This is a genomic window from Paenibacillus sp. FJAT-26967 (assembly GCF_001541095.1).
GTDB lineage: Bacteria > Bacillota > Bacilli > Paenibacillales > NBRC-103111 > Paenibacillus_F.
Map to the genome: position 1 here is coordinate 732,395 of NZ_LMXH01000001.1, position 23,863 is coordinate 756,257.

Annotated in this window: 25 protein-coding genes; 13 read left to right on the plus strand and 12 right to left on the minus strand. The window is 49.8% G+C overall.

The features are described 5' to 3' along the window. Positions 1–49 precede the first annotated feature (49 nt). Positions 50–1,441 (plus strand): DUF5050 domain-containing protein, encoded by a 1,392-nt coding sequence (locus AR333_RS03165; RefSeq protein WP_068773867.1) that lies wholly within the window; start codon positions 50–52, stop codon positions 1,439–1,441. Between the two features lie 139 nt (positions 1,442–1,580). Here AR333_RS03165 and AR333_RS03170 read toward each other — a convergent pair whose 3' ends face one another. Continuing rightward, positions 1,581–2,078: a hypothetical protein gene (locus AR333_RS03170; protein WP_068773868.1), complete on the minus strand. Its 498-nt coding sequence runs from the start codon at positions 2,076–2,078 to the stop codon at positions 1,581–1,583. Positions 2,079–2,267: 189 nt separating this feature from the next. Between AR333_RS03170 and yunB the strand changes: the two genes are divergently transcribed. After that, positions 2,268–3,083 carry a sporulation protein YunB gene (yunB, locus tag AR333_RS03175; RefSeq protein ID WP_068773869.1) on the plus strand — a complete coding sequence of 272 codons (816 nt, stop codon included), beginning with the start codon at positions 2,268–2,270 and terminating at the stop codon, positions 3,081–3,083. Positions 3,084–3,280: 197 nt separating this feature from the next. On the opposite strand, the gene AR333_RS03180 is transcribed toward yunB, so the two are convergent. Next, entirely contained in the window at positions 3,281–4,321 is a 1,041-nt protein-coding gene (locus AR333_RS03180) for a M23 family metallopeptidase (RefSeq protein ID WP_068773870.1), read from the minus strand. A 271-nt stretch (positions 4,322–4,592) separates the two neighbouring features. Here AR333_RS03180 and lipA point away from each other — a divergent pair, with 271 nt between their 5' ends. After that, complete coding sequence (gene lipA / locus AR333_RS03185; protein WP_068773871.1) at positions 4,593–5,477, plus strand: lipoyl synthase; 885 nt, start codon at positions 4,593–4,595, stop codon at positions 5,475–5,477. Positions 5,478–5,507: 30 nt separating this feature from the next. Next, the gene (locus AR333_RS03190) at positions 5,508–6,326 is read left to right on the plus strand and encodes a YutD family protein (protein WP_068773872.1); all 819 of its coding nucleotides are present in this window, start codon (positions 5,508–5,510) and stop codon (positions 6,324–6,326) included. Between the two features lie 145 nt (positions 6,327–6,471). On the opposite strand, the gene AR333_RS03195 is transcribed toward AR333_RS03190, so the two are convergent. From AR333_RS03195 to ylbJ, 4 genes are all read right to left on the minus strand, one after another. Then, positions 6,472–6,828 carry a DUF3243 domain-containing protein gene (locus tag AR333_RS03195; protein ID WP_068773873.1) on the minus strand — a complete coding sequence of 119 codons (357 nt, stop codon included), beginning with the start codon at positions 6,826–6,828 and terminating at the stop codon, positions 6,472–6,474. Between the two features lie 240 nt (positions 6,829–7,068). Next, positions 7,069–7,881: an NAD kinase gene (locus AR333_RS03200; protein WP_068773874.1), complete on the minus strand. Its 813-nt coding sequence runs from the start codon at positions 7,879–7,881 to the stop codon at positions 7,069–7,071. An 11-nt stretch (positions 7,882–7,892) separates the two neighbouring features. Beyond that, positions 7,893–8,570 (minus strand): PilZ domain-containing protein, encoded by a 678-nt coding sequence (locus AR333_RS03205; protein WP_253735702.1) that lies wholly within the window; start codon positions 8,568–8,570, stop codon positions 7,893–7,895. 187 nt (positions 8,571–8,757) lie between these two features. After that, positions 8,758–9,996 (minus strand): sporulation integral membrane protein YlbJ, encoded by a 1,239-nt coding sequence (ylbJ, locus tag AR333_RS03210; RefSeq protein ID WP_068773876.1) that lies wholly within the window; start codon positions 9,994–9,996, stop codon positions 8,758–8,760. A gap of 353 nt (positions 9,997–10,349) precedes the next feature. Here ylbJ and AR333_RS03215 point away from each other — a divergent pair, with 353 nt between their 5' ends. Next, positions 10,350–10,739, plus strand: coding sequence for a globin (locus tag AR333_RS03215; protein WP_068773877.1), 390 nt, complete (start codon positions 10,350–10,352; stop codon positions 10,737–10,739). A 53-nt stretch (positions 10,740–10,792) separates the two neighbouring features. On the opposite strand, the gene AR333_RS25255 is transcribed toward AR333_RS03215, so the two are convergent. From AR333_RS25255 to AR333_RS24130, 4 genes are all read right to left on the minus strand, one after another. After that, the gene (locus AR333_RS25255) at positions 10,793–11,095 is read right to left on the minus strand and encodes a GGDEF domain-containing protein (protein WP_301336110.1); all 303 of its coding nucleotides are present in this window, start codon (positions 11,093–11,095) and stop codon (positions 10,793–10,795) included. A gap of 261 nt (positions 11,096–11,356) precedes the next feature. Beyond that, entirely contained in the window at positions 11,357–11,503 is a 147-nt protein-coding gene (locus AR333_RS25260; protein ID WP_253735703.1) for a hypothetical protein, read from the minus strand. A 40-nt stretch (positions 11,504–11,543) separates the two neighbouring features. Next, complete coding sequence (locus AR333_RS03225; protein WP_068773879.1) at positions 11,544–11,780, minus strand: hypothetical protein; 237 nt, start codon at positions 11,778–11,780, stop codon at positions 11,544–11,546. 4 nt (positions 11,781–11,784) lie between these two features. After that, positions 11,785–11,961 (minus strand): YycC family protein, encoded by a 177-nt coding sequence (locus AR333_RS24130; protein WP_084783482.1) that lies wholly within the window; start codon positions 11,959–11,961, stop codon positions 11,785–11,787. 226 nt (positions 11,962–12,187) lie between these two features. Here AR333_RS24130 and AR333_RS03230 point away from each other — a divergent pair, with 226 nt between their 5' ends. Continuing rightward, complete coding sequence (locus AR333_RS03230; RefSeq protein WP_068773880.1) at positions 12,188–13,993, plus strand: M3 family oligoendopeptidase; 1,806 nt, start codon at positions 12,188–12,190, stop codon at positions 13,991–13,993. Positions 13,994–14,107: 114 nt separating this feature from the next. Here the strand turns inward: AR333_RS03230 and AR333_RS03235 are convergent, their stop codons facing one another. Continuing rightward, on the minus strand, positions 14,108–15,367 hold the full coding sequence (locus AR333_RS03235) for a methyl-accepting chemotaxis protein (protein WP_068773881.1): 1,260 nt from the start codon (positions 15,365–15,367) through the stop codon (positions 14,108–14,110). 366 nt (positions 15,368–15,733) lie between these two features. On the opposite strand from AR333_RS03235, the gene AR333_RS03240 reads away from it, so the two are divergent. After that, positions 15,734–16,090: an O-methyltransferase gene (locus AR333_RS03240; protein WP_068773882.1), complete on the plus strand. Its 357-nt coding sequence runs from the start codon at positions 15,734–15,736 to the stop codon at positions 16,088–16,090. A gap of 159 nt (positions 16,091–16,249) precedes the next feature. Here the strand turns inward: AR333_RS03240 and AR333_RS03245 are convergent, their stop codons facing one another. Next, positions 16,250–16,477: an alpha/beta-type small acid-soluble spore protein gene (locus AR333_RS03245; RefSeq protein WP_068773883.1), complete on the minus strand. Its 228-nt coding sequence runs from the start codon at positions 16,475–16,477 to the stop codon at positions 16,250–16,252. Between the two features lie 280 nt (positions 16,478–16,757). Here AR333_RS03245 and rnhA point away from each other — a divergent pair, with 280 nt between their 5' ends. The 6 genes from rnhA (at position 16,758) to AR333_RS03275 (ending at position 23,747) form a co-directional block, all read left to right on the plus strand. Beyond that, positions 16,758–17,393: a ribonuclease H gene (gene rnhA / locus AR333_RS03250; RefSeq protein ID WP_068773884.1), complete on the plus strand. Its 636-nt coding sequence runs from the start codon at positions 16,758–16,760 to the stop codon at positions 17,391–17,393. 171 nt (positions 17,394–17,564) lie between these two features. Next, positions 17,565–18,665 (plus strand): sugar ABC transporter substrate-binding protein, encoded by a 1,101-nt coding sequence (locus AR333_RS03255; RefSeq protein WP_068773885.1) that lies wholly within the window; start codon positions 17,565–17,567, stop codon positions 18,663–18,665. A gap of 73 nt (positions 18,666–18,738) precedes the next feature. Further along, positions 18,739–20,259, plus strand: a complete 1,521-nt coding sequence (locus AR333_RS03260; protein ID WP_068773886.1) for a sugar ABC transporter ATP-binding protein — start codon at positions 18,739–18,741, stop codon at positions 20,257–20,259. Next, positions 20,249–21,235, plus strand: coding sequence for an ABC transporter permease (locus tag AR333_RS03265; protein ID WP_068773887.1), 987 nt, complete (start codon positions 20,249–20,251; stop codon positions 21,233–21,235). The genes AR333_RS03260 and AR333_RS03265 overlap by 11 nt, the downstream gene beginning before the upstream one ends. A 308-nt stretch (positions 21,236–21,543) precedes the next feature. Further along, positions 21,544–22,239, plus strand: a complete 696-nt coding sequence (locus AR333_RS03270; RefSeq protein ID WP_156430818.1) for a DUF4309 domain-containing protein — start codon at positions 21,544–21,546, stop codon at positions 22,237–22,239. A 449-nt stretch (positions 22,240–22,688) separates the two neighbouring features. Next, positions 22,689–23,747, plus strand: coding sequence for an AI-2E family transporter (locus AR333_RS03275; RefSeq protein ID WP_068773889.1), 1,059 nt, complete (start codon positions 22,689–22,691; stop codon positions 23,745–23,747). Positions 23,748–23,863 lie beyond the last annotated feature (116 nt).

Sequence of the window (23,863 nt, forward strand, 5' to 3'; positions counted from 1 at the left end):
GGGCACAATACGTGCCTGTTACCTACATACGAACAAGGGGAATGCGAACATGAAAAAATGGATGAAAATGATTCTGCCTGCCGCTCTGGCTGTTACGATCGGAACCGCAGCCTTGCCGGCACAGGAAGCTCAGGCTTCCATTATCAGCTCCAGCGGATGGGAGTACTACAACCTGAACGGTTATGCGGACGAAGGGGATTCCGAAAGCGGCATTTACAAAGAGAATGAAGCAACGGGAGAAGTTGTTAAACTTACGGACGAGTGGACAACAGGGGACATCTATGTAACGGGGGACTGGGTGTATTATACCGTTATAGCTCCGCTTGATTTTATGGGTGGCGACGGTATGATGCCCAGTTATATGATGCGAATCAAAAAGGACGGAACCGGCAAGGAGCAGATCTCCCGAGAGAAGATCTATACGATGGCTGTCGAGGGCGATTGGATCGTTTACAGTGCCTATGAAGGAACCGATAAGTATGAAGGAAACAAGCTGATGAGAATGAAAGCGGATGGCACGGAGCTATCCTCTTTTACAGAGGATAGCGCCATTCTGCTGGCAGGCAAGGATGGATGGATTTATTACATCAACGCAGCCGATGAACACCTCTACCGGGTGAAAACAGACGGAACAGGCAAGACCCGACTGGCCGATGAATACAGCAATATCCTGTACGGAACCCTTCAAATCGAAGATGATCTTCTTCTATACACGGGATCCAAAGAAAAAGAGAGCGGGAGCAGTGCCTCATACGTCATCCGGTTGGATGGCTCCGGCAAAATCAAAATTTCGGATGAGGAATCTTTCCTCGAATCCGTCGATGAGGAATGGATTTACTATTACGACATGGACCCGGAATCCTATGATTTCATCTATACCAAAATCAAACGGGACGGAACCGGCAAAACCCGTCTGGAAGAGCCGGCTCCAGTTGATCCTTCCACTGACCCCGCAGCGCCTGCTTTCACTGATGTAAGCGGACATTGGGCGGAAAATGCGATTGCATGGGCCAAAGCCTGGGAAATATCTTCCGGCTACCCGGACGGAACTTTCCGGCCGGATAGCAATGTCTCGGAAGAAGAGTTCCTCAAGATGTTTCTGGCTGCTTTTGGCGTAGAAGATGAGCTTGGAGACCAGGCTGTCCGCTGGTCGGATGCCTACTATGAGTTTGCTGCAGAGCGCAACTATCCGGTGCTTGGCGATACGAGCACGGATGCCAAGAGCAGATTCATTACCCGCCAATCGGTCGCAGAGATTATGGCCAAAGCGGACGGAGCAGATGTGCTTGGTGATCAAGCGGTCCAGTATTTGCTGGACATGAGTTATTCCTCAGGCAAGAATGGCGCGACTGTCGAAGGTTATGCCGGCCAGGATACGCTTACGCGTGCAGAAGCGATCCAGTTTATTAGAAATGCTATAGAGAATGGTCTGGAGATCTGAGAGCCGGAATCATTCTTCTGAAAGAAGTTTGAAGGTTTTATAGGAATAAGAAAAGGCAGTTCCACATTGGCGGGAACTGCCTTTTCTTATTCCGGGCATGATGGTGCGTCCGCACTTGCCCAAGGACCGGTGCGCAGCTTTACAGGGCGGGAGCGAATCCTTCTTCGTTCAAATATTCCTCGGCTTCTTCCAAAGATTCGAATACCGAATCGAGATTTAGTCCGGCATACACGAACCATAAGTCATCTTCCATGCGGAGAGTAAGCGTCTGATTGCCTGGGCCTTGCCACAACTGTTCGTTCTTAGACTCATTAGCCGCAGCAGAAGGAGCCGCCCCGGCTTCGATAGCCTGTGCCGCTGTACCGGACAAAGAACGAATGGACCGCTCTACGAGGGAGCGAAGCTGGTCTTCCGAATAGTCCCGGATGTTGACCATGCCTTTATCGTCGGCAGGACAATCCGGGATAAGGGCGGCATAGATATAACCGTTGCCGTTGGGGTGAACATGATAGGCAACGGTTTTTTTATCATGGGCACTTTCTTCGTAGTGAAAATTTACACGCCCGAGGGAAACGTTCTTCCGCTGCAGTTCGGGAAAAGACTCGAGAATCGCGATTTTTTGATCAAAGCTTAGCATAGCTGCCTCCAATTTACCGTACCTAGTTTGATGTGATTGTAACACATCGGTTTACTTTCGAACAATGGAAGCACGCTGTCCGGCTTCTTTAAGAACAGCAGCTTCGTCTTCTGACGGCGGTTTGTCTTCTTTTTCGGTCCGGGCCCGCATACGGTAATAATAATGCCGCAGGACGGGGGAGGAACGGGGATGATCCGGCGAAGATGGAGGAGCAAACCTACCGGCAAGCAAGGCTGGAAAAAAAGGCTGTTCATCGCGCTGCTCATTTTCATGCTGATCTCGCTGCAGTCGATGATTATGATCGAACGGAATCTGAAGCCGCCTCTTATGAACCTGGCCAAAGTCCGGGTGAAGCAGATGGCAACGGAATCCATCAATGAAGCAATCTCGGACCGGGTTTCCAAAGGGACGAATTTCGAGAAGCTGATTGATTGGAAAACCGACAGCGGCGGTAAAGTGACGGGATTCCTGCTCAATTATTCCGAGCATATGCGGATTACATCCGAGACGCGCAGCGCTGTACAGCAGCAGCTGGACAGTCTGAAGGAGCTGCCGGAACACATTCCGCTGGGGCAGGCGATGGGAAGTGCTATTCTGGCATCGTTCGGACCGAAAATTCCGATCCGGCTGACACCTGCCGGGGCGGTTAAAGTAGATCTGAGCACACGGCATGAGAATGCGGGAATCAATATGATCTTAGTTGAAGTCTATATACGTATTGTGGCAGAAGTGTCAGTCATTATTCCGTTTGATTCCGAGCCGGAGATTGTCGAAACGGAAATTCCGATTTCGTATTCTCTTGTTGTAGGCGACGTGCCCATGTATTACTTCGATAACAAAGGCAACCCCGTAGGGGCCAACAAGGATGCGGTGCCTCCGAATATTTCGCTGCCGAATATGAAGCAGCCGGCCGCGCCGGGAAGCACCGGGACCACCCGTCCGGAGAACGACTCCGAGGGGGCAACGAAGACGGAGGAATCCCTGCCGGACGTGAAAAAGGAGTAAGCTGCGCTGCACTCAATGTGAAGTAAATCCCAGCACTGCACCTCTGAGGGCGCAGAGGCCGGCAGAACCCGGCAGAACCCTAAGAACAAAGACCGCCTCCATGTCTAACTGAGGCGGTCTTTGTCGGCTGCGGAACAGGGCCCTCAATATGAAGCAGATGATGTGCTGAGCTTGCCCGCGATAACTATTCTTGTGCATTATTTGCGGGTAGGCTTCTGCTTTTTACGGTCCTCGTTTTCATATTTTTTTAAGGACGGATAAGGGTCGAAAGGCCAGTCAGTCAAGCCTCTGTCCTTATACATGCCGAAATGAAGGTGAGGGGGAAATTTACCGGATGTGCCGGGCTTTCCGTAGCCGGAACTGCCCACCCAGCCGATAACTTGGCCGGGCTCCACGACATCCCCTTCCTGAAGCTTTTTATCAAAGCCGGAGAGGTGCGCGTAGTAATGATAGACATTATCCAGGTCCCGGATACCGACTCTCCATCCGCCGTAAGGGTTCCAGCCTTTCACTTCAATATATCCGTAAGCCGTGCTTCGGACGGGCACTCCATATCCGGCGAATAAGTCGGTTCCCTCATGAATGCGAAAGCCTCCCCATCCTCTGCTGGCCCCCCACGTGCTGCGGTAAGAGTATTGAGCTTTAAGCGGAAGGGGAAAAGCATGCTGATGGAGACTGAGAGTGCCGAATTTTTCATAGATAGCTGTGAATTGATCAATGCGCTGGACACTGCGTGTATTATTGTAGTAATCCCACAGGGAAATGCGTATGTCCTCGGGAGTCCTGCCTTTGCGAAGCATCAGTGTGGCCATGGATGCCAATCGGTCGAGGTCGTTAGAACGGTCGGCCAGGCCGTCGCCTGAACCATCCTTGCCTACTCCTCCGAAGAATGCGATACTGCCGGGATCCGTATCTTCATGATCCGGGTTCATCATCCCTACCCAGGTTAATTCGGTGAAATCTATACCGATCAGCCTGTTTGCGGGAGGAGGTTTCTTCGCGCTCTTGTTGAGCGTATGTTCATACCGGTCCACTGCCGCGAGCAGCGTCCAGGGGATGCCTGTGATCTCCCCTACCTTCTGCATTAAATCTTTACGTACGGCATCGGCGTTGCGCGGGGTATCAGCTTCAGGTACTTTGGACTCGCCGGCCGCCGCGGACGTATTCGGCAGGGCAAGCAGACAAAGCACCATACAGCCTGCCAGCCAGCGGTGATTGCGCCGTGTTGCTCTTTTCATCCAACCACCCTCTTTTTGGGGATAATGAACATAGGATGCGCAGATCAGGCCGTTTTTTATCCGGGGAAGAGCAGAGAACTCCTGCCATCTGCAAGGATTGAAAAGCGGCGTGGATTGTTTTGGCATTCGTGCTATAATAAAAAAAGCTCGGCTTCGATACCGGGCCTCCGGTTGATGCTGGATTACAATGCCGCGCCCGGAGCCTGAATTGGACCGTCTAAAGAAACCGCAGGCCGCAAGCGGCGCGAGCGAATAGAAGGTGGAGCATGAGATGGCAACGAAACAGCAGCAGCGTAAGCCGGAATGGCTGAAAATAAAATTGAATACGGATGATAATTTTAAAGATATCAAGAATATGATGCGATCTAAGACCCTTCATACCGTATGTGAAGAAGCCAAATGCCCGAATATTCATGAATGTTGGGCGAACCGTACCGCCACTTTCATGATTCTGGGCGATATTTGTACAAGGGCTTGCCGTTTCTGTGCCGTTAAGACCGGCCTTCCGACGGAGCTGGATCTTCAAGAGCCGGAACGCGTGGCAGACGCTGCCGCGCAAATGGGCCTCCAGCACTGCGTTGTCACCTCGGTGGCCAGGGATGATTTGAAGGACGGCGGCGCTACGATTTTTGCCGAGACAATCAAAGCAGTCCGCGGTAAAATGCCGCTGTGCAGCGTAGAGGTGCTCATCCCTGACTTTATGGGAGAAGAAGATTCTCTCCGTATCGTGATGGATGCGAAGCCGGACATTCTGAATCACAATATCGAAACCGTGGAAAGAATGTCGGATCATGTTCGTGCCAAGGCTAAATACAGCCGATCCCTGGAACTGCTGGCACGCGCAAAAAAGATGAATCCGGATATTCCGACTAAATCGAGTATTATGATCGGTGTAGGGGAGACATGGGACGAGATTCTGCGCACGATGGATGATCTCCGCGCACACAACTGCGATATTATGACAATCGGACAATATTTGCAGCCGACTCCAAAACATTTGGCTGTAGAGATGTACTATACACCGGAGCAGTTCGCTCTGTTGAAGGAAGAAGGAATGAAGCGGGGATTCCGACATGTTGAATCCGGCCCGCTCGTCCGCAGCTCGTACCATGCGCATGAGCAGGTCCGATCTGCCTCGCAGACGTCCGCTCCATGACCGATACCGGTACATAGGGGAGGAATAGGTATGATTCACATCGGAGGCAGAGCCTACGAGTTGGTGACCGAACACCGCAACGGATGGAATCAAGAGGTATTCAAGGACCGCTACAGTGAAGTCCTTGAACGCTACGATTATATTGTTGGAGACTGGGGTTATAATCAGTTGAGGCTGAGAGGATTTTTCCGCGAATCTCATTCCAAAGCTGCCAAGGAATCTTCCATTGCATATCTTCAAGACTATTTAAATGAATATTGTAATTTCGGATGTGCTTATTTCATTCTGGAGAAGCTGCCGGGCAAGCATCAGCCGCCTGAGCTGTCTTCTGAAGAGGAAACGGGAGAAGGCGGGGCTAAGCCCGCCAAATCTCCACAGGCTTCCAAGGCGGACTCGGAAGCGGAGCCGCCGCGGGATAACAGGCAGAGACCTTCACGCGAGCAGCGCTATGAGCGTCAGGAGCGTCAAGAAGGCGGCGGCAGACCTGAAGCCAAGCAGGAAGGCAAGGCCGAGCAGCAGCGCGGTGAACGGAGTGACAAAGCGGAGCATTCGTCCCAGGGTGGCAGGCAGCAGCGCCAGCAGGAGGGGAACCGTCAGGACGGGCATAATTCGCAGAAGCCAGGCAAGTCTCGTTCTCCCCGTCCTCCCCGCGGCGAGCAGCAGAACCGTGGAGGAGATTCACCGCGCGGTGAGCGCGCGTCTTCCGAGGGTAAACCTCCTCGTCAGGGCGGAGGCAATTCCTCCATTGGAACCGGAAGCGCTCCAGGACAGGGCCGTTCGGGTAAGCCGGCTCAGCCCAATCAGGGACAAGCCCCCCATAACGCACCTACAGGTCCGCAATCTTCTTAATTATTCGTCTAAGTAATTAATCGCTGTAGGTTTGTGCGCCACAACAAATAACCCGCTAATCCATCGTTGAAGATGAATTAGCGGGTTATTCCGCGTTGGATAGGGGGTTGATGCCTATAAATGCCTTGAGGTTTAACTAAGACCTTTAATTGGCTTTGTCCGCTTTAAGCGCAAGACGAACGAGCATGTGCGCAAGGGCATGACGTTCTTCCTGGCGGCCTACATTCCAAAGCTCCTTAAGCAGGTTCTCTTCGGAGTTGCGCGGCTCTTCATGCTCCGCTAAGTATCCGGCTACTTTCTCCGCTGTTACAGCCAGCTGTTCTTCTCCGAGGCCGATACTTTGTCCGACATGGACACGGCTGCCGAGGTAAGATTTAAATTCGTCAAAGTTTCTCAGGATTCTATCTTTTTCACTGGGTTCAATCCGGTCAATTACATCTCCGACTTTGTTAGGGTCCATATTACCTTCTCTGTCGATCATATGTCTGTTATTCTCAGTCATTTCGTAACGCCTCCTATTACCTGTATAAGGTTGGTATAATGTTACAAGGGATGATTACCCTGTCATTCCATATTTGAATCTTATCGGTCTCTCTGTTGTTGAGGTCTGCGTCTTTAGTATTTGTAAAAGCACAGCGTTTATTCGGAAGAATTGTCAGCGGACAAATAAAATAAGCCCGTTATTAACGGGCTTGAAGATAGGAGATAACTTGTAGAAATAACAGGCTGCGCATAACCGTATTTATTGGAAATCGTTTCCGATAAACGCCTCTCTGACCCTTTTCCAGAAAGGGAACGGACGGTAACGGGCGAACTTCACTTTCAGATCGGGGCTTACCCGGCACCGGATCGCCTCGATATCATTACGTTCTACATACTGGTAATCGAACGCCAGATAGATAGGATGTTTGGATTTCGGATAAATATCGCAATGATGATGCAGAGGCAGCAGCATCGGTGATCCGAGAGTCCGGTATACACGATTGTTAATGGAGGCAATCTCCGCTATCTGTATAGCGGCCAGAGACGGATGGACGATTGCTCCGCCAAGACTTTTATTGTATGCGGTGCTGCCTGAAGGAGTGGATACGCAAATACCGTCACCACGGAACATTTCGAACATTTCATCGTTAATATCGACTTGTGCTACTAAGGTGTTCTCGATCCCTTTGAGTGTAAATTCATTGAGAGCCAGACGCCGCTCGACTCCTTCAGAGGAACGGATTTCGATTTCCAGGATCGGATATTGGACAATACGCAGATCCTGATCAATTTCGCGGCTGTGCATAAGCTGAACGAGATAATCAAGCTGATCGGGCTTCCAATCGGCAAAGAAGCCTAGATGACCAGTATGGATCCCGACAAAAGAAATCCGGTCCAGCTTGTCGATAAACTGATGAAAAGCAATCAGCATTGTGCCGTCACCGCCAATAGATACGACAACCTCAGGTTCTTTATCATCCACCTGCATGCCATACTGCGCTGCCAATTCATGAAAACGCTCGGCCAAGCGGGCGGACACATCATCTTGACGCTGGACTAAGAAATATTTCAACACGGTTCCTCCTAGGAAGATGTTTGCTCGCAGTAGTTATCGATCAGATCCAGAATTTGAGGCGGAACATCGTGGAACTCAATGCCCACGCGAAAAGACTCACAGCTAAACGGAATACTGCTCCTGACCTCGCCGCTCAGCGTAATGGGTTCCCGAACATCAGGGAGAGAGAAAGAAATCTCCAGCATGAGGGACTGGACCAGACGCTGCCCGGTTATCATTGAAGTTCCACTGCGGCTAATTTCAAGCATAGTACCTTCGAATAGCGGCGTTTCGTTATGGAAATGCTGCCGCGCGCCAACAACCCTGCACGTAATAGGCGTGGAAGAGGGGAGAGGCCTGCGGTGGTGCCGGCGATTCTGATAAGAATAGAGTTCCTGCGGGGAAAGCAATTTCAATACACAAGAGGAACTCTCTGTTATCAACTCTTTAAAGCTAACGAATGAATAGTAAACAATCCCCTGATCCTGGAACGAGAACTCAATAAAAGAGATCCGCTGGAGGTGATCAAGAGGATTGACAAGCTCGAACTCGAGTGAAACCGAGAAAGCATCAAGGTCCGCTTCCTCCAAAAACACACGATCTTCATGGCAAAACGGCTGACCTTCCATCGTTTCTCCGACGATGATCAGCTTGCATTCGGTTCTCGGAACGAGAATATGTTGAGTCAGCGCATATGTCCAATTCATCTTATCACCACGGTCATGCGACGGCATTCAGATTTGTTTGTCGAATCATAATTCATAATGAAACATCCTTTTTCATAATAATCAATTACAGCAGATAACACAATGCTCACCTGTATTAATTCCTAACTTTTCCATGACTGTGAGGCTTCGGTATGAGTTTGATTCGTTTAATTGACAGAATATTCATTCAAGATAACCGTTTTAGGAAGGAGTGAAGGAAGTAAAGCGCGAATAGAATGAAAATAGCAGATGCAAAAACGGCCGCAGAAGCCGGCAGCAGACGGAGCCACAGTGCCGCTCCCGGTTCATAGGCGCTGCTCATTCCGCTTGCGGGTAAAGCAGATGTGATGGCGGCACGCAGAGGCTCCATAGGTCTCCATAGTAAGAGTACGAGCACAGAGGCAATAATACCGTGCAGCAAGCGTGCTGCCAGAAATGGCGCATAGCGCATATTCGTCTGGCTGAGTACACTGACAATTTGGGCATGAACCGATAATCCGCCCCAGGATAAAATGAAAGCCGCTGCCGCCGTCTTGAAAGGCAGGAGAGACGCGTCCCTCATATTCCCGGCTGCCTGAGCTCCCAGTGTTACTTCGAACGTCCCCCCGATCAGCGGATCCGCTAAAGAAGAAGGAAGATAAATCATGCTGAGGAACGTTCCCAGCATACCTTTCAAAGCATGGATCATCCCGCTGACCGTAAGCATTTCTAGAACGACGGAGAAGAACACCACCAGACATCCCAGCAGGAAAACGAGATTGAGGGATTGTTTGATCCCGTAGGCAAGCAGGACACCTAATGTCCGGCCATCCTCAAGACGGGCTTTATGCATGGCTTTGAATGCGCGTGTCCAGACAGATACGCGGTTAGATCCCGCTGGTGCGGAGACAGGTGGCGTGGAAGGGGCATGTCTTCCGTGGAAGCGCATCAGCAGTCCGACCAGCACAGCGCCCCCGTAGTGAGCCGCGGCCATGATGGCGGCTAGGGAAGCGTCGTGAAAGAACCCGACGCATACAGCTCCGATGAGGAAGATCGGATCGGAACTTGTTGTAAAAGAAACGAGCCGCTCGCCTTCCTCACGGTTCACGAGCCGTTCCTTCCACAACTGGGAAGTGAGCTTCGCACCAACCGGATATCCGGATGCGAAACCCATGGCCATAACAAATCCGCCGATGCCCGGAATACGAAAGACAGGGCGCATCATGGGATCGAAAATCGTACCGAAGAAGTGAACAATTCCGAAGCCGAGGAGCACTTCGGAGATTACAAAAAACGGGAAGAGGGCAGGAAAAAGCACATCCCACCAAATGGCTACTCCGCGTACGGCTGCTGCCAGGCTCTCTTTTGGGAAAACCAGCATAAGCAATAGGAGGCCGAGAATAAATGTGATTAAAGGCAGCATCACAATGAACGAACGCCTTGACATGGGGTTGTACACCTCCTCCATAACGTATATGAAAGGAAGAAGGGAATCATTCTCTTTGTAAGCGCATACTTTTTTTGAGAAAAAAACTGGAATATGAACTTGCGTGTGGTACAATGGTACCAAACCTGGTTTTCATCCTGTAACCGTGGGAGTGAAACTTATGGCTGGAGTTATTTCTGGATTACTGGTTTGTTTTTTTGTATACGTAATAAGAGAAGCGCTGATCAATGCGGCAGAAGATGATCTGGAAGGATATTGAGCAGCTGTTCCAGCGGCTGGCAATCCTCATGCCCCAGGAATCATGAACGCAGGCTGCAGATGACAGATGGCGAACTTAAAGGATGATAAGATACATGACTTCTGGCAACGAGCTAACCCTTTATGCATTAATAGGCGGAGAGCCGCATCTGCGTATGCTTGTAGAGGCGTTCTACCCGAGGGTGCAGGAGCATCCGCTGCTCGGACCTTTGTTCCCGGAAGATATCCGGCCCGTGATGGAGAAGCAAATTCAGTTCCTGACCCAATTCTTCGGAGGACCTATGCTTTATACGGAAGAGCACGGACATCCGATGATGCGTGCCCGCCATATGCCGTTCGCGATCACCCCGGAGCGGGCTGAAGCTTGGCTCTTCTGCATGAAGCAGGCTGCGGAAGAAATCGGAATGCCGGATGATTTGAAAGAAATTATGCTGGCTCGTCTGCAGGGTCCCGCCCACCACTTCGTCAATCAAGCTTCTACCTAAACAAAACGCTTATTGAAGCACTCATGATCAGGCATTCAGCCGGCATGGTCTTTTCAATAAGCGTTTTGTTGTTGTTCGGCAGAAGTGCAGCTTATCCTGTCAAACGTTGTGCAGCGATTCTTGCCGTTATTCTTCGACGTGTAGAGAGCCTGGTCGGCTTCATTAATGAGACTCTGCAGATCAAGTCCGGTCTCTTCAGCGATGGTCATGCCGATTGATATCGTGACAGGCGTTTCGCCGGCATGCGGGAACGGGTGGGACGAGATCAGGGCAATCATGGGCTCTGCATAAGCTTGAAGCCGTTCCGTGTCCGTTTCAGTACTCATCAAGACGAATTCTTCCCCGCCGTCGCGCAATATAATCCTGTGTATGGAGAGAGCTTAGGAGCATGCCGCCTGCTTCCCTCAGCAGCTGATCTCCCTGTAAATGTCCCCAGCACTGCAGGGACAACCAGATTCAGCAGAGCCTGGAAGAACCAGAGATCCGCAGTCCATCCGCTGTAAGCACCGGGTAGCAGGGTGACAAAAGAGCCGTAGTCAACCCTTAGCGGAGACGTCCATAACTGGGCAGATAGCGGAGATCTACGACGCCGAACTCTGCCGGGAGCGGTTGCTGCATCAAGAGAATGCAAGCGGCTCCCGTAAGAATTGGTGTTGCGATTTGTTCATATGTTCGAACAGGCGCATATGTTGGATTTTAAGCGCCATATAGCGGAGTGTGACCAGTGTACAGGCAATGATGAGGGCAACCGGATATTCACTCAAGCGGAACCACTCCTTGCTCTTGCAATGGCTGGCTCCATTCTTACCGTCGTCTGAATGGCCGATCTGCGAGCAAATAATCCTGGTCCGTATCCACAATCGTGACTTTCTCATGGCAGCAGGGGAATACGAGCAGCTTCTTTCTGCCTTCATGAATGGGAAGTAAATCTTTGGTCCTCAGAGGCAGGAGTACGTTCGATTGGCCGCAAAAAGGACATTCGGATACATAGATATCTTTCATAACGGTTTCATAGGGCCATGTATGATTAAAAGGAATCACGTGTTTAGTCGCTTTCTTCGGTTCGATCGGATGATTTGGCTTCTTCGGTCTTGGCAGAGGCTAATTCAGCCAATTTCTGCAGCAGAATGTGCTGCGGCATGTGCATCAAGTGTTCGAGCGGTACACCCAGATGTTCAGCTAGCTTAACGGCAGTATCTGCGGAAATATTTAAAGGTTTCATTAGACCTATCCTTTCCTTGAGAAAATAGTTCTTTGTATCTATTGATAGCATAGTTAGGCTGGAGAAGCAATTGCTGTGAAAACCGTCCCTCGCTTTTACTGTATCCTATTGCAGGCTCTCTAACAATAAGAGGGAAGACCCTTTCTTTTGTTTAAATCCTGTTTATGGTTTAATGGACAAGTAGCAGATTACGCTTTATTCTCTAATTCGGAAAGGTGAGATTACGGTGCACAAAACCCTGAACCAAACTTGGGATTTGGATGTTTTTTTTCCGGGCGGCAGCGATTCTCCGCAGTTTGCCGCGTTCTTGGAACAGCTCGGAGAGGATATTCAACTTTTCCGCAACCGGTTGGATTCCGCGGCTTCGCCTCAATCGGCTGAGGATGCCTCCGGGCTGCAGGCTCTTGTAGACTTGTACCAGGGAATCCTGAAGCGGGTCCGTGAGGCGGATTCCTTCGTGGGGTGCCTGGCAGCGGATAATCAGCATGATAAGAAAGCTGTACAACTAGGCGGTAAGGTCAAGAGCCTGTACGCCGATTTCTTGTCCTCCCTAACCAGGCTGGACCCGATTCTTACAGGCACTCAGGACGACGTATGGAAGACCTTGCTGGAGACAAAGCCGCTGAACGAGGTCGCGTTTGCACTCAATGAACGCAGAGTGCAGGCGAAGGAGAAGCTTCCACCCGAGCAGGAAGCGCTGATCAGCGATTTGGCCGTGGATGGCTATCACGGCTGGAATGATCTCTACAACACGACTATAAGCAAGTTCAGGATGGTTGTAGAGGAGAACGGAGAGCGTCAAGAATTATCCGCCGGTCAAGCCTATAACAAGCTGCATACCTCTGATTTCGCGAAGCGAACCGAACGGTTTGAGCAGTGGGAGCAAGCTTGGGCGGAGCAGGCTGATTTTGCCGCAGAAGCGCTCAATCACCTTGCCGGTTTCCGGCTTCAGGTGTACAAACAGCGCGGCTGGGATTCCGTACATAAAGAACCGCTTGAAATCAACCGCATGTCCAAGCAGACACTCGATACCATGTGGGACGTTATCGACCGCAGCAAAGGCATTTTTGTTAATTATTTAAACCGCAAGGCGAAACTCCTTGGTCTAGAGAAGCTGGCATGGGCTGATGTGGAAGCTCCGTTAGAGGGCGGAACCAAAACAGTCAGCTACGATGAGGGAGCTGAGCTGATTGTGGAGCAGTTCCGCAATTTCAGTCCGCGTTTAGCTGAATTTGCCAAGCTTGCCTTCGATAACCGCTGGATCGAGGCCGAGGATCGGGCAGGCAAACGTCCCGGAGGGTTCTGTACCTCTTTTCCGCTTGCCAAGCAGACCCGGATTTTCATGACATACAGCGGTACGCTTAACAATTTATCTACACTGGCCCACGAGCTTGGTCACGGCTATCATCAATACTTGATGGACGATATGCCTGCACTGGCTCAGGAGTATGCGATGAACGTAGCAGAGACGGCTTCTACATTCGCCGAGCTGATCGTCTCAGATGCGGCTGTTAAAGCGGCGGCAAACGATGAGGAGCGAATCGTCCTGCTCGAAGATAAAATTCAGCGGGCAGTCGCCTTCTTTATGAACATTCATGCCCGCTTTATTTTTGAGACGAACTTTTATGACGAACGTCGCAAAGGGCTCGTAAGTGTGGATCGCCTGAATGAACTCATGGTGAGTGCCCAGAAAGAAGCTTTCCAGGACTCGCTTAGTTCCTATCACCCGCATTTCTGGGCAGCCAAGCTTCATTTCTATTCAACGGATGTTCCGTTCTATAATTTCCCGTATACGTTCGGGTTCTTATTCAGCGCCGGAATTTATGCCCGTGCTCTGGAAGAAGGGGCAGCATTCGAAGACAAATATGCCGCGCTGCTCCGCGACACCGGCAGTATGACGGTTGAAGAGCTGGCAAGCAAACATCTGGGCGCGGATCTGACACAGCCGGAATTCTGGCAACGTGCCGTGGACACCGTTATCTCCGATGTCGAGGAGTTCATGCGTCTGACGAAGGATAAAGTACAAGGTTAACTTTGTAGAACCCAGAATTGAACTAAGTTCAATTCCGAGTCTTTAAAAAGAAGAGGCACACGGTTAATGAAACCGTGTGCTTCCTCTTTTTGTAAACGGACAGTTTGTACATGATTAGAATTTGAAAATTTGTATGGTTTGTTGAAGTTGTCTGACCGATTGCGTCATCTGCTCGCATTGTTTAACAATTTCGAGAACGCCGCTGATCTGTTCATTCATGGAAGACGAGACTTGCTCTGTGCCTGCGGCCGATTGCTGCGTAATGGCCGATATATTCTCCATCGTGGCAGATATTTGCCGTGCGCCTGTCAGCATATGCTCGCTCTCTCCCGCAAATTCACCGATCTGGTCCGAAATAAAACGGACTGAATTCACGATGTCGGCAAAAACCGCTTCTGTATCTCCGATCAGTTCGGTCTGCTTGCGCACTACCTCTTCATTCACTTTGATATGGGATAACGCTTGTTTAATCCCATTCTCAATATTCGTCACCAGCACGAATACTTGGCGGGTCATCGTGGTGGATTCCTCCGCAAGCTTTCTTACCTCTTGTGCAACAACCGCAAACCCTCTCCCTTGTTCACCTGCTCTAGCCGCTTCGATCGAAGCGTTCAGTGACAATAAATTGGTTTGTTCGGCAATTTCCGAGATCGCTTTGGTAATTGTCGATATTCCTGCGGCTTGTTCGGCAAGTGTGCGGATGGTGTCGGATACGCGCGCAGTCGCTTCGACATTTCTTTTCATGCCGTGTCCCTGTGTTTCGACGGCATCCCGGCCTTTATCGACAAGAGCCAGCATCTGATCGGAATGGGTGTTCATAGAACGTGTAGAAGCAGACAGATTCGTTACTTTATGCTCAATATCTTTGGTAGAGACAGAAATCGTAGACACTTCTTCGGAGATTTGCCCGGCGCCGGAAGCCAGTTCCTGTGCAGAGACTGTGACCTGCTGAAGCACAACTTTCAACTCCTGATTCTGACTGTAAATATTCTGGCTGTTGTCGGAGACTTGCCGGGTGATGGCGCTGGTGTCTCCGAGAATGCTTCTCAGTTTATCGATCATTCCGTTAAAAGAACGGCCGAGCTCGCCAAGCGCATCATCCGAAGTAATTTCAACCTTTTTGGAAAAATCGCCCTTGGAGATGTTAAGAGCAGCGCGTGACATGCTTTCTATCGGCTCTGTAAGCGTTCTCTCAAACCAGCGGACAAGAGGGTAACTTACGCCAAGCATAACCAGGAGAAACACTACAACGGTGATCCTGCTTAGATCGGGGATAAAGAGCAGGATGAGTAGAACTGCCGTATAAAGCCCTATAAGTCCGTAGCAGCCATAGTGCAGTTTACTCTTGAAGGAGAGGGTTGTCCATTTGTTCATACTCAATGCTCCTTTTGTCGGAATATATCCGAAATGTAACATATTTCCTGCGGTCATTATATCATCCGGTTTTAATAGGGTCTACAGTTTTATTAATGAATAATCATATAGGTAGCACGACTTAATAAAATACTCCTTTACGTTTATTTTTAGGGAATCTTGATCTAAAATTTATCAAATGGTGATACGAAATGTGCCTTTATGACGAACGTTGTAAAAATAAGTTCCGAATACTTTAAAAATATGTAAAATTTTGTTGTATTTAAATTAAACGGGTACTATAATAGGCTTAGAAAACCAGATTTACTACATAAAATAATACAAATCCATAACAAAAATGGAAGTATACTTTATTGGGGGGCACTTATGATAATCGAACCGGTATCTTTAGTTCGACAAGTTGAAATCGTATTTAAAGAATTGCGTCAGGAGTTGGGGGAATTAAATTCGGGGACTGTGTTCCTGCAAATCCGTAATAACTCAGTGGGGAAGTTTGGCGTACGGCACAATCCGCTCGAGAGCCGGAACGGCCTTGTTCACAAGGTCGGAGAGGGGCTGGCCGAGTCTCAGTGGCAGGCGTTTCGCCAGCTTGCTTTGGACTCGCTTAAATACAAAGTCAACTGGACGCATGGAGAAATTACATTCGATTTTACGGTCAAGAAAGACACTTTGTACGCAAGCGTGATGTTTGAGTCGAATTATAATATGTCGAATCTCCTTTAGATAGACGTATTGGAATTAAATAGAAATTAGAAAACCTCGTGTGACTGGTCAGGTTGCATGGGGATTTTTTATATACTTGGAGGTTATTCGGCACAATAAAAAAGATGGCATTTTAAGCCACCTTTTCTAGTCATGCCTAAGTATGTGTGAAGCCGACGATTAGCGTCCCAGTTTGCCTGCCAGTTGCTGCTCAGCGATTTGAACCAGTCTGCGGGTAATGTGTCCACCGATCGCACCTGTATCGCGGGTAGCCATGTAACCGTAATAGCCGTCTTGAGGAATTTGAATGCCCAGTTCTTGAGCCACTTCGTATTTAAGCTGATCCAAAGCTTGGTTAGCTTGTGGTACAACCAGTGTGTTGCTGTTGCGGGATTGTCCTGCACCCATTGATATCACCTCCTCCGGTAAAACGTAGTATGAACCGTTTTGTAAAAAATACTCGTAAAATTAAAAAAATTGTTCTTTTTTTGAAAAGAGCGGAATTATCAATGTCGAAATGGCTGATTCCCTACCCGCGCGGGATGGATCCTTACTTTTAAAAGAAACGTGTTCGTATTCGATACGGGTTTCGGTTTGTGTTAAACTATAAGCCGGGGTTAGGGGAAGCAGAATGTCCCGCGACCTGGCTAATCGAGATGGAGCCCTTTGGTAAGGAAGGATGGAAAGAATGGCCGATAAAAAGTTTTATGTCGTCTGGGTAGGAAAAACTCCGGGCATTTACAGCACCTGGGCTCAGTGTAAAGAGCAGACGGATGCCTTTCCGCAGGCTAAATACAAGTCTTATCCCTCAGAGGCGGAAGCGAGAGCAGCTTATGAACGGGGCTGGCAAAAGTCGCTTAACTTCGGTGCGAAGAAGAAAAGTGCGGGAGCGGCGGTTACACCTGCAGCGGTACCGGAGATCGATTATAACAGCCTATCCGTAGATGTCGGCTGTTCCGGCAATCCCGGGATTGTAGAATACAAAGGTGTAGATACGCAAACTGGCGAAGTAATTTTCTACCGGGGACCGATATCCAAAGGTACGAATAATATGGGCGAGTTTCTTGCGATCGTTCACGCTCTGGCCTATTTGAAGCAGCAGGGGAGCTCGAAGACGATCTATACGGATTCCATAACGGCTCTCAGCTGGATCCGCAAGAAGGAAGTTGCTTCGAACCTCGTTAGAGATTCTTCTACCGAAGAGATTTGGACACTGGTGGACCGGGCGCTGCAGTGGCTTCGTACAAATACATATCCGAATAAAATAGTAAAATGGGATACTAAAAAATGGGGCGAAATCAAAGCAGATTTCGGCCGTAAATAAAAGAAACTCTCCTCGAATGATGATGATCGTCGCGGGAGAGTTTTTTTGTACAAAAAAATAAATTGACGAAAACAGCGAACAGCAGTATCATATGCTTTAATCCAACTGGATCACTTGGATTAAAGGGATGAAAACTTACAGAAAATGAGACTAACGGGGGAGAGGTTACCAATGAAAGGAATACGTAAATTAGTACATACGGCAACTGTGATGATCCTCATCATCGGACTGCTCGCGGCATGCGGCAAACCAGCTGCCGAAACAACTGCTAATGCAGGAAAAACCCAAGAAAGCACAAAAGACAATAAAGGCGCGCTTGCTGATAAAAAAATAGCGCTGATTATGCGTCAGAATCTCGGCACATTCTCGGCTCAATATGTAGAAGGCGTTAAGGAACAAGCCGCTAAGCTCGGCGGAAAAGTAACGGTTATCCCTGCGGACGGAGACTTAGCTAAGATGTCCTCTAATCTGGATGCCGCTATTAACCAGAAGTTCGACGGCATTCTGCTCGATCACGGCACGGCTGAGGCTTTGCAGGCCGGTGTTCAGAAGGCGGTCGAGAAGAAGATTCCGATTATCGCCTTCGATTCCAACATCAAGGGAGAAGGCATTGTAGCTCTGGAGCAGAATGACCAGAAGATGGCGGAGCTTACTCTGGGTCAGCTCGGTAAGGATGCAGGCAACAAAGGCAATATCGTAAAGGTATGGGTAGCAGGCTTCCCTCCTATGGAGAGCCGTGAGATCGCCTACAAAGCATTTATGAATTCCAACAAAGAAATTAAAGAGATCGGGAAGTTCGGTAACGCGCAAAACCCTGCTCTTGATACGCAGGCTCAAATGGAAGCTTTGTTGAAGAAGTATCCGAACAAGGGTGACATCACCGCCGTATGGGCTGCCTGGGACGAGTTCGCCAAAGGTGCCGCACGTGCGATTCAGCAGGCTGGACGCAATGAAATTAAAGTATACGGAATTGATATGAGTGACGAGGATCTGCAAATGATCCAAGATCCGAACAGCCCTTGGGTTGCATCGGCCGCAGTGGATCCGAAAGATATCGGCCGTATTCAGGTTCGTTACTTGTATCAGAAGCTTAACGGCGATAAGACGCCGGAGAAAGTCGTACTGGAGCCGGTTTACGTATCGCGTGATCAGCTCCCCAAGGATAAGAAGCTGACGACTGATCAGCTCAGCGAATATGTGAAGGGCTGGGGGAACAGCCAGCAAGGTTACACGGACTGGATGAAAGAACTGGAGAAGCAATCCGTTAAATAAAAAAGCAATACGTGCAGTCCCATCGGGTTATTGACGATGGGACTACGGCGTTCAAGGAGGAGAGCGGTTCAACATGGCGACGACTTCACAATCCTTGCTGCATATGAAGGGCATCACTAAATCATTCCCTGGCGTACGGGCATTATCAGCTGTCGACTTTGAGCTAAGAGGCGGCGAAGTACACGGTCTTCTGGGAGCCAACGGAGCGGGGAAAAGCACCTTGATGAAGGTGCTGTCGGGTGCTTATCTTGCCGACGAGGGGGCAATCACGGTAGAAGGTAAGCCGGTACAGATTTCTTCCCCCAAGGATGCGATGCGGCACGGAATTTACTGTGTGTATCAGGAAGTAGACACGGCTCTCGTGCCGGAGCTGACAGTTGCGGAGAATGTACTGCTGGACAGAATCGCGAACGGGCGCACCTGGCTGCGCTGGGGAGCATTGAACCGGGAGGCCGCGAAGATCCTTACGATGATCGGATCGGACATCCCGGTTCGTCTGAAAGTATCCCAGCTTACCATTGCCCAGAAGCAGCTTGTCCTGCTCGCGCGTGCAATTGCACATGAAGCACGGTACATTATTTTTGACGAGCCGACCGCGCCCTTAAGTCTGGAGGAGTCGGAGCAGCTTTTCGCGATCATGGAGCGTCTGAAGGCAGGGGGAGTCGGGTGCGTCTTCATATCGCACCGGCTTGCCGAAGTGACCCGTATCTGCGACCGGATCACAGTGATGCGTGACGGGAGCCATGTCTTGACGAGATCTGCCAAGGATGCGGACCACGCAGAGATCATCGAGACTATGCTCGGCAAAACCTTCGCCGAGGAATTCCCTAAGCTTCCGGCGAAGCTCGGCGGAACGGTGCTTGAAGTGACCGGCCTGCACCGGGGAACGAAGGTTCGCGGCGTGGACCTGTCACTTCGCGAGGGCGAAATCCTCGGCATCGTCGGGCTCGTCGGAGCCGGCAAAACCGAGCTCAGCCGGCTGTTGTTCGGAGCCGACCGCGCTGATGGCGGCGAAGTCGTCCTGCGCGGCAAGCGTCTGAGGCTCTCAGAGCCGGAGGACGCCGTACGCGCAGGGATCGTGCTTGTGCCTGAGGAGCGGCGCAAGCAGGGCGTGCTCGTCGATGAATCGGTTCAGCACAACTTGTCGCTGCCGATTCTCCGGCGCCTGAGCGCTGCGGGTTTCATCCGCAGGCGGGAAGAACGCAGCCATGCGGAGCGGCTGATCGGCCAGCTCGGCGTGAAGCCCGCGCTGCCCGGCCGCGCGGTCAAGCATCTGAGCGGAGGCAACCAGCAGAAGGTAGCCGTCGGCAAATGGCTGCCGACCGATGCGGCCGTATACATGTTCGATGAGCCGACGAAGGGCGTGGATGTCGGAGCGAAGAGCGATATCTTCCGGCTGATCGGCCAGCTGGCGCAGGAGGGCAAGGGCGTCATTTACCTTTCCTGCGAAATATCTGAAATTCTCGGCATCGCCGACCGTATTCTGGTCATGAGCTACGGCCGTATAACGGGAGAGCTCAGCCGGGAAGAAGCCACGGCGGAAGCCATTCTAACATATGCTAGCGCAGGGGAGGCCGAACGAGTTGAAGGATAAGCTACTTGACATTTCGTTCCGATACGGGACACTAGTTGTCATCGCGGTTGTTTTTATATTCTTTTCAATCATTAATCCGAATTTCTTGTCGTATGATAATATTTTTGATATTTTGCGTTCCATTTCTATCGTTACTTTCGTTGCAATCGGAGTTACGTTGTCTCAGATTGTGGATGGATTTGATTTGTCAGTAGGCTCCACCGTTTCACTGACAACTGTAGTTGCCGCTTCCTTGATGGTCTGGTATGAGCAGCCTCTTATCGTGGTCCTGACCGTGCCGCTCGCGATCGGTATAGCGATCGGTCTGCTGAATGCTTTCCTGATTGTGAAGGTGCGTATTCCCGATTTGCTTGCAACGCTGACTGTGATGTACACCATTGCAGGTGTACACAAGACTTACACCCAAGGGTTCTCCGTCTACAATAATATGCCCATGCCGGATGGATCGACGGCCCCAGGCGTCGTGTCGGAGAGCTTCAAATGGCTGGGACAAGGCAAGGTGCTGGGCTTGCCGGTTCCCGTTATTCTGATGATCGTGGCCGTTGTTGCCGTACACATCTTCCTGACTTATACACGCTGGGGCCGTCAGCTCTATATAACGGGCGGCAACCGCGAAGCGGCCAGACTGTCCGGGATTCCGGTGAACCGTGTGCGTACGGCGGCCTACGTGCTGTCGGGGCTCTTTGCCGCTGTAGGAGGCATACTGTTCGCGGCCCGTATTGGTTCGGGTCAAATTGATGCGGGAGTACCGCTGCTGATGGAGTCGGTAGCCGCTGTGTTTGTAGGCTATTCCGTGCTTGGCGCGGGCAAACCAAATGTAATTGGTACGTTCTTCGGTGCGGTGCTCATCGGAATTCTCCTTAACGGACTGACAATGCTGAACGTTCCTTATTTCTCTTTTGACATTATTAAGGGCGGGGTGCTTGTGCTGGCTCTTGCGGTTACATTCGTTCATTTGAATCGCCGCAAAGCCTGACCAGGTGCAGTACGGATGAATGAAGTTCCGGCAGTTCCGGATAACCGGATACTTCCATACGTATTAAGAGCGGGGGCATACATGAAGCGGATTTCCGCTTTGCGTATGCCTTTTTGCATACTCGAGAATTCCGGATTCAAAGGTCGATCGGCAGGGATTAAGAAGTTACAAAATGATGGAAAAATGTAACCGTTGGCGATGGAACAAAAGCCGGGAAAAGAACGTTATAGGAAGAGAACCATAGACTTGAAAGAGATGAAGCCTGCCGATTGCCGATTCAGAGGCTTTCATGAGAGGACGGATTGAACGTGAGGAAAAGAATGTTTGCTCTGGGCTTAACGGTAGGTATTGCCCTGACGAGTACGACAGCTGTGTTTGCGGCGGATTTTGTCAAAGCGTACCTTTACCCGGTGAAGCTGGTGATTAACGGGCAGGCGCAGAATATGCCTCCTAGCTCCGGTGTGTTGAATTACAACAACCAGGCGTATGTGCCGCTGCGTTTTGTAGGCGAAAAGCTGGGTGTGAAAGTAGGTTATGAGGAGGGGGCGAAGGTGGAGGATACCGAGACCACTCTAGATACTCCGAGCCGGGGAAAGGATCCTGAGCGTATACATCCACCTGTTCTCGATCAAGATTTTATCGCGCAGGCAAGCAAGGGGAAGCTTAAGGGAATCGAGATAGAACTGAATACCCCAAAAAGAGAGCTACTGAAGAAATGGGGCGTACCTGATGAAATTGGCGAGGTGCATAGTGAATTTTACCGGTACGGCAATGTGACGCTGTATTTCTCTGCCGATGATGTGGTTCGTGTTATAGATGTTAAGCTGGATCTTGCTCCTGCGCAGGTAAGGTCAGTGATGGGGAAAGCAGATTATGACGGGATGAGTGAAGGCGGGTATGAGGAATATATGCTCGGATACCAGGCGGGAGTCAACTATCTGTACTTTACTTTCCAGGCGGAGAATTCCACAAACGGCAAGCTGCGCTTTAAAAATCCGATGTAAGCGTCTTTGCTAAGAAATAAAGAAATTTGAAAAGGCCTACCCTTAGCACCGATTTGGCTGCTTCCAGGTATGCCTTTTTTGCTTTGTATGACCTGCGCAGGTATGGATTGCAGTCTGATGCCCTAAGCTATTAAAAACGCATGTAGAACAACCAGGCGATACTGCCTGCGAAAGCGCCTGCCGTTATGGAAACGCAAATCCAACCGTTCTGCAGCAGTTTACGGAGCGATGTAAGCCAGTTCTGCATGAGCACGGTCCTCCTCTATTCTATGTTTACCATAATAGGTGAGGCGCTGCTGTGTCGTTGGAAAATTTTGCAGTTCTACAGAAAAAGATGATAAAATAAACGGAACTATATCCGAAACTATTCGTTATACTATATAGTAAAGGTGAATAGATATGGGCTGTCAGACCCATGAGTTTGTGAAGATAGGAGAGCACCCCGGTATATGTTTACAAAAGACTTCTTTCAAAGCAAAGGTTTCAGAAGAATTTTGATTTTTGCCCTGCTCGCGGTCATTCTTTATTTGATGCGGAGTATGATCAATCTTATTCTATTGACGTTCATTTTCGCATTTCTGATGGATCGTCTGCAGACCTTCGTGTCCTCGCGGCTTAATCGTTTTGTAAGAGTGGACCGAAGGTGGATTGTTGTAGTCTCGTATGTGGTGTTTCTATCTGTTCTAGTTGTAGCCGTGTATCGCTATTTTCCGGTTGTTGCTAATCAGGTATCGCAAGTTGTCAGCCAGCTTTATGAATTTTATACACAGCCGCAAGATAATGAAGTGCTCAGCTACATCGTGAATCTTGTGAAGCCTTATGTGGAACAGTCCGAGATATCCAAGTACATGAATCAAGGATTCGGTTTCGTATTCAAATCGGTGACGGATATCGGCAAAGTGCTCATGCAGTTATTTATCGCACTGATGCTCAGCTTGTTCTTCCTGCTGGAGAAACCGAGAATTATCCGGTTCACGGCACGTTTTAAACAAAGCAAGATTGCTCCTTTTTACGAAGAGGTTGCCTTTTTCGGAAGCCGTTTTGTTCAATCGTTCGGTAAGGTGCTGGAAGCCCAGTTTATTATTGCTCTCGTCAATGGCATTTTGTCCGTGATCGCTCTGTGGATCATGGGTTTCCCGCAGTTAATCGGACTCGGAATCATGATCTTCCTGCTGGGCCTGATTCCCGTAGCGGGTGTCCTGATTTCTCTTATTCCGCTGTGTACGATCGCGTACAGCATCGGCGGGATTATGATGGTCGTGTATGTGCTCATCATGATTGCCGTGCTTCATGCGCTTGAGAGCTATATGCTGAATCCTAAACTTATGTCGGCTAAAACAAATCTCCCTGTATTTTACACGTTTATCGTGCTGATTTTCTCGGAGCACTTTATGGGAGTGTGGGGGCTAATTATCGGTATCCCGATTTTCATGTTCCTGCTCGATGTAACGGCTGTTACACGTGATAATGATAATGATACCCAAGTAAAAACAAAACCAGTGGTGTGATTGTTCCGCTTGTCTGGTTTTAAACCGTGTAATATACAAGAAGAGCCAGTTCCTATGAGGATACTGGCTCTTTTGATTTTGGCCTTTACCTTAACTTGCCGCAGCCTTGCATCCGC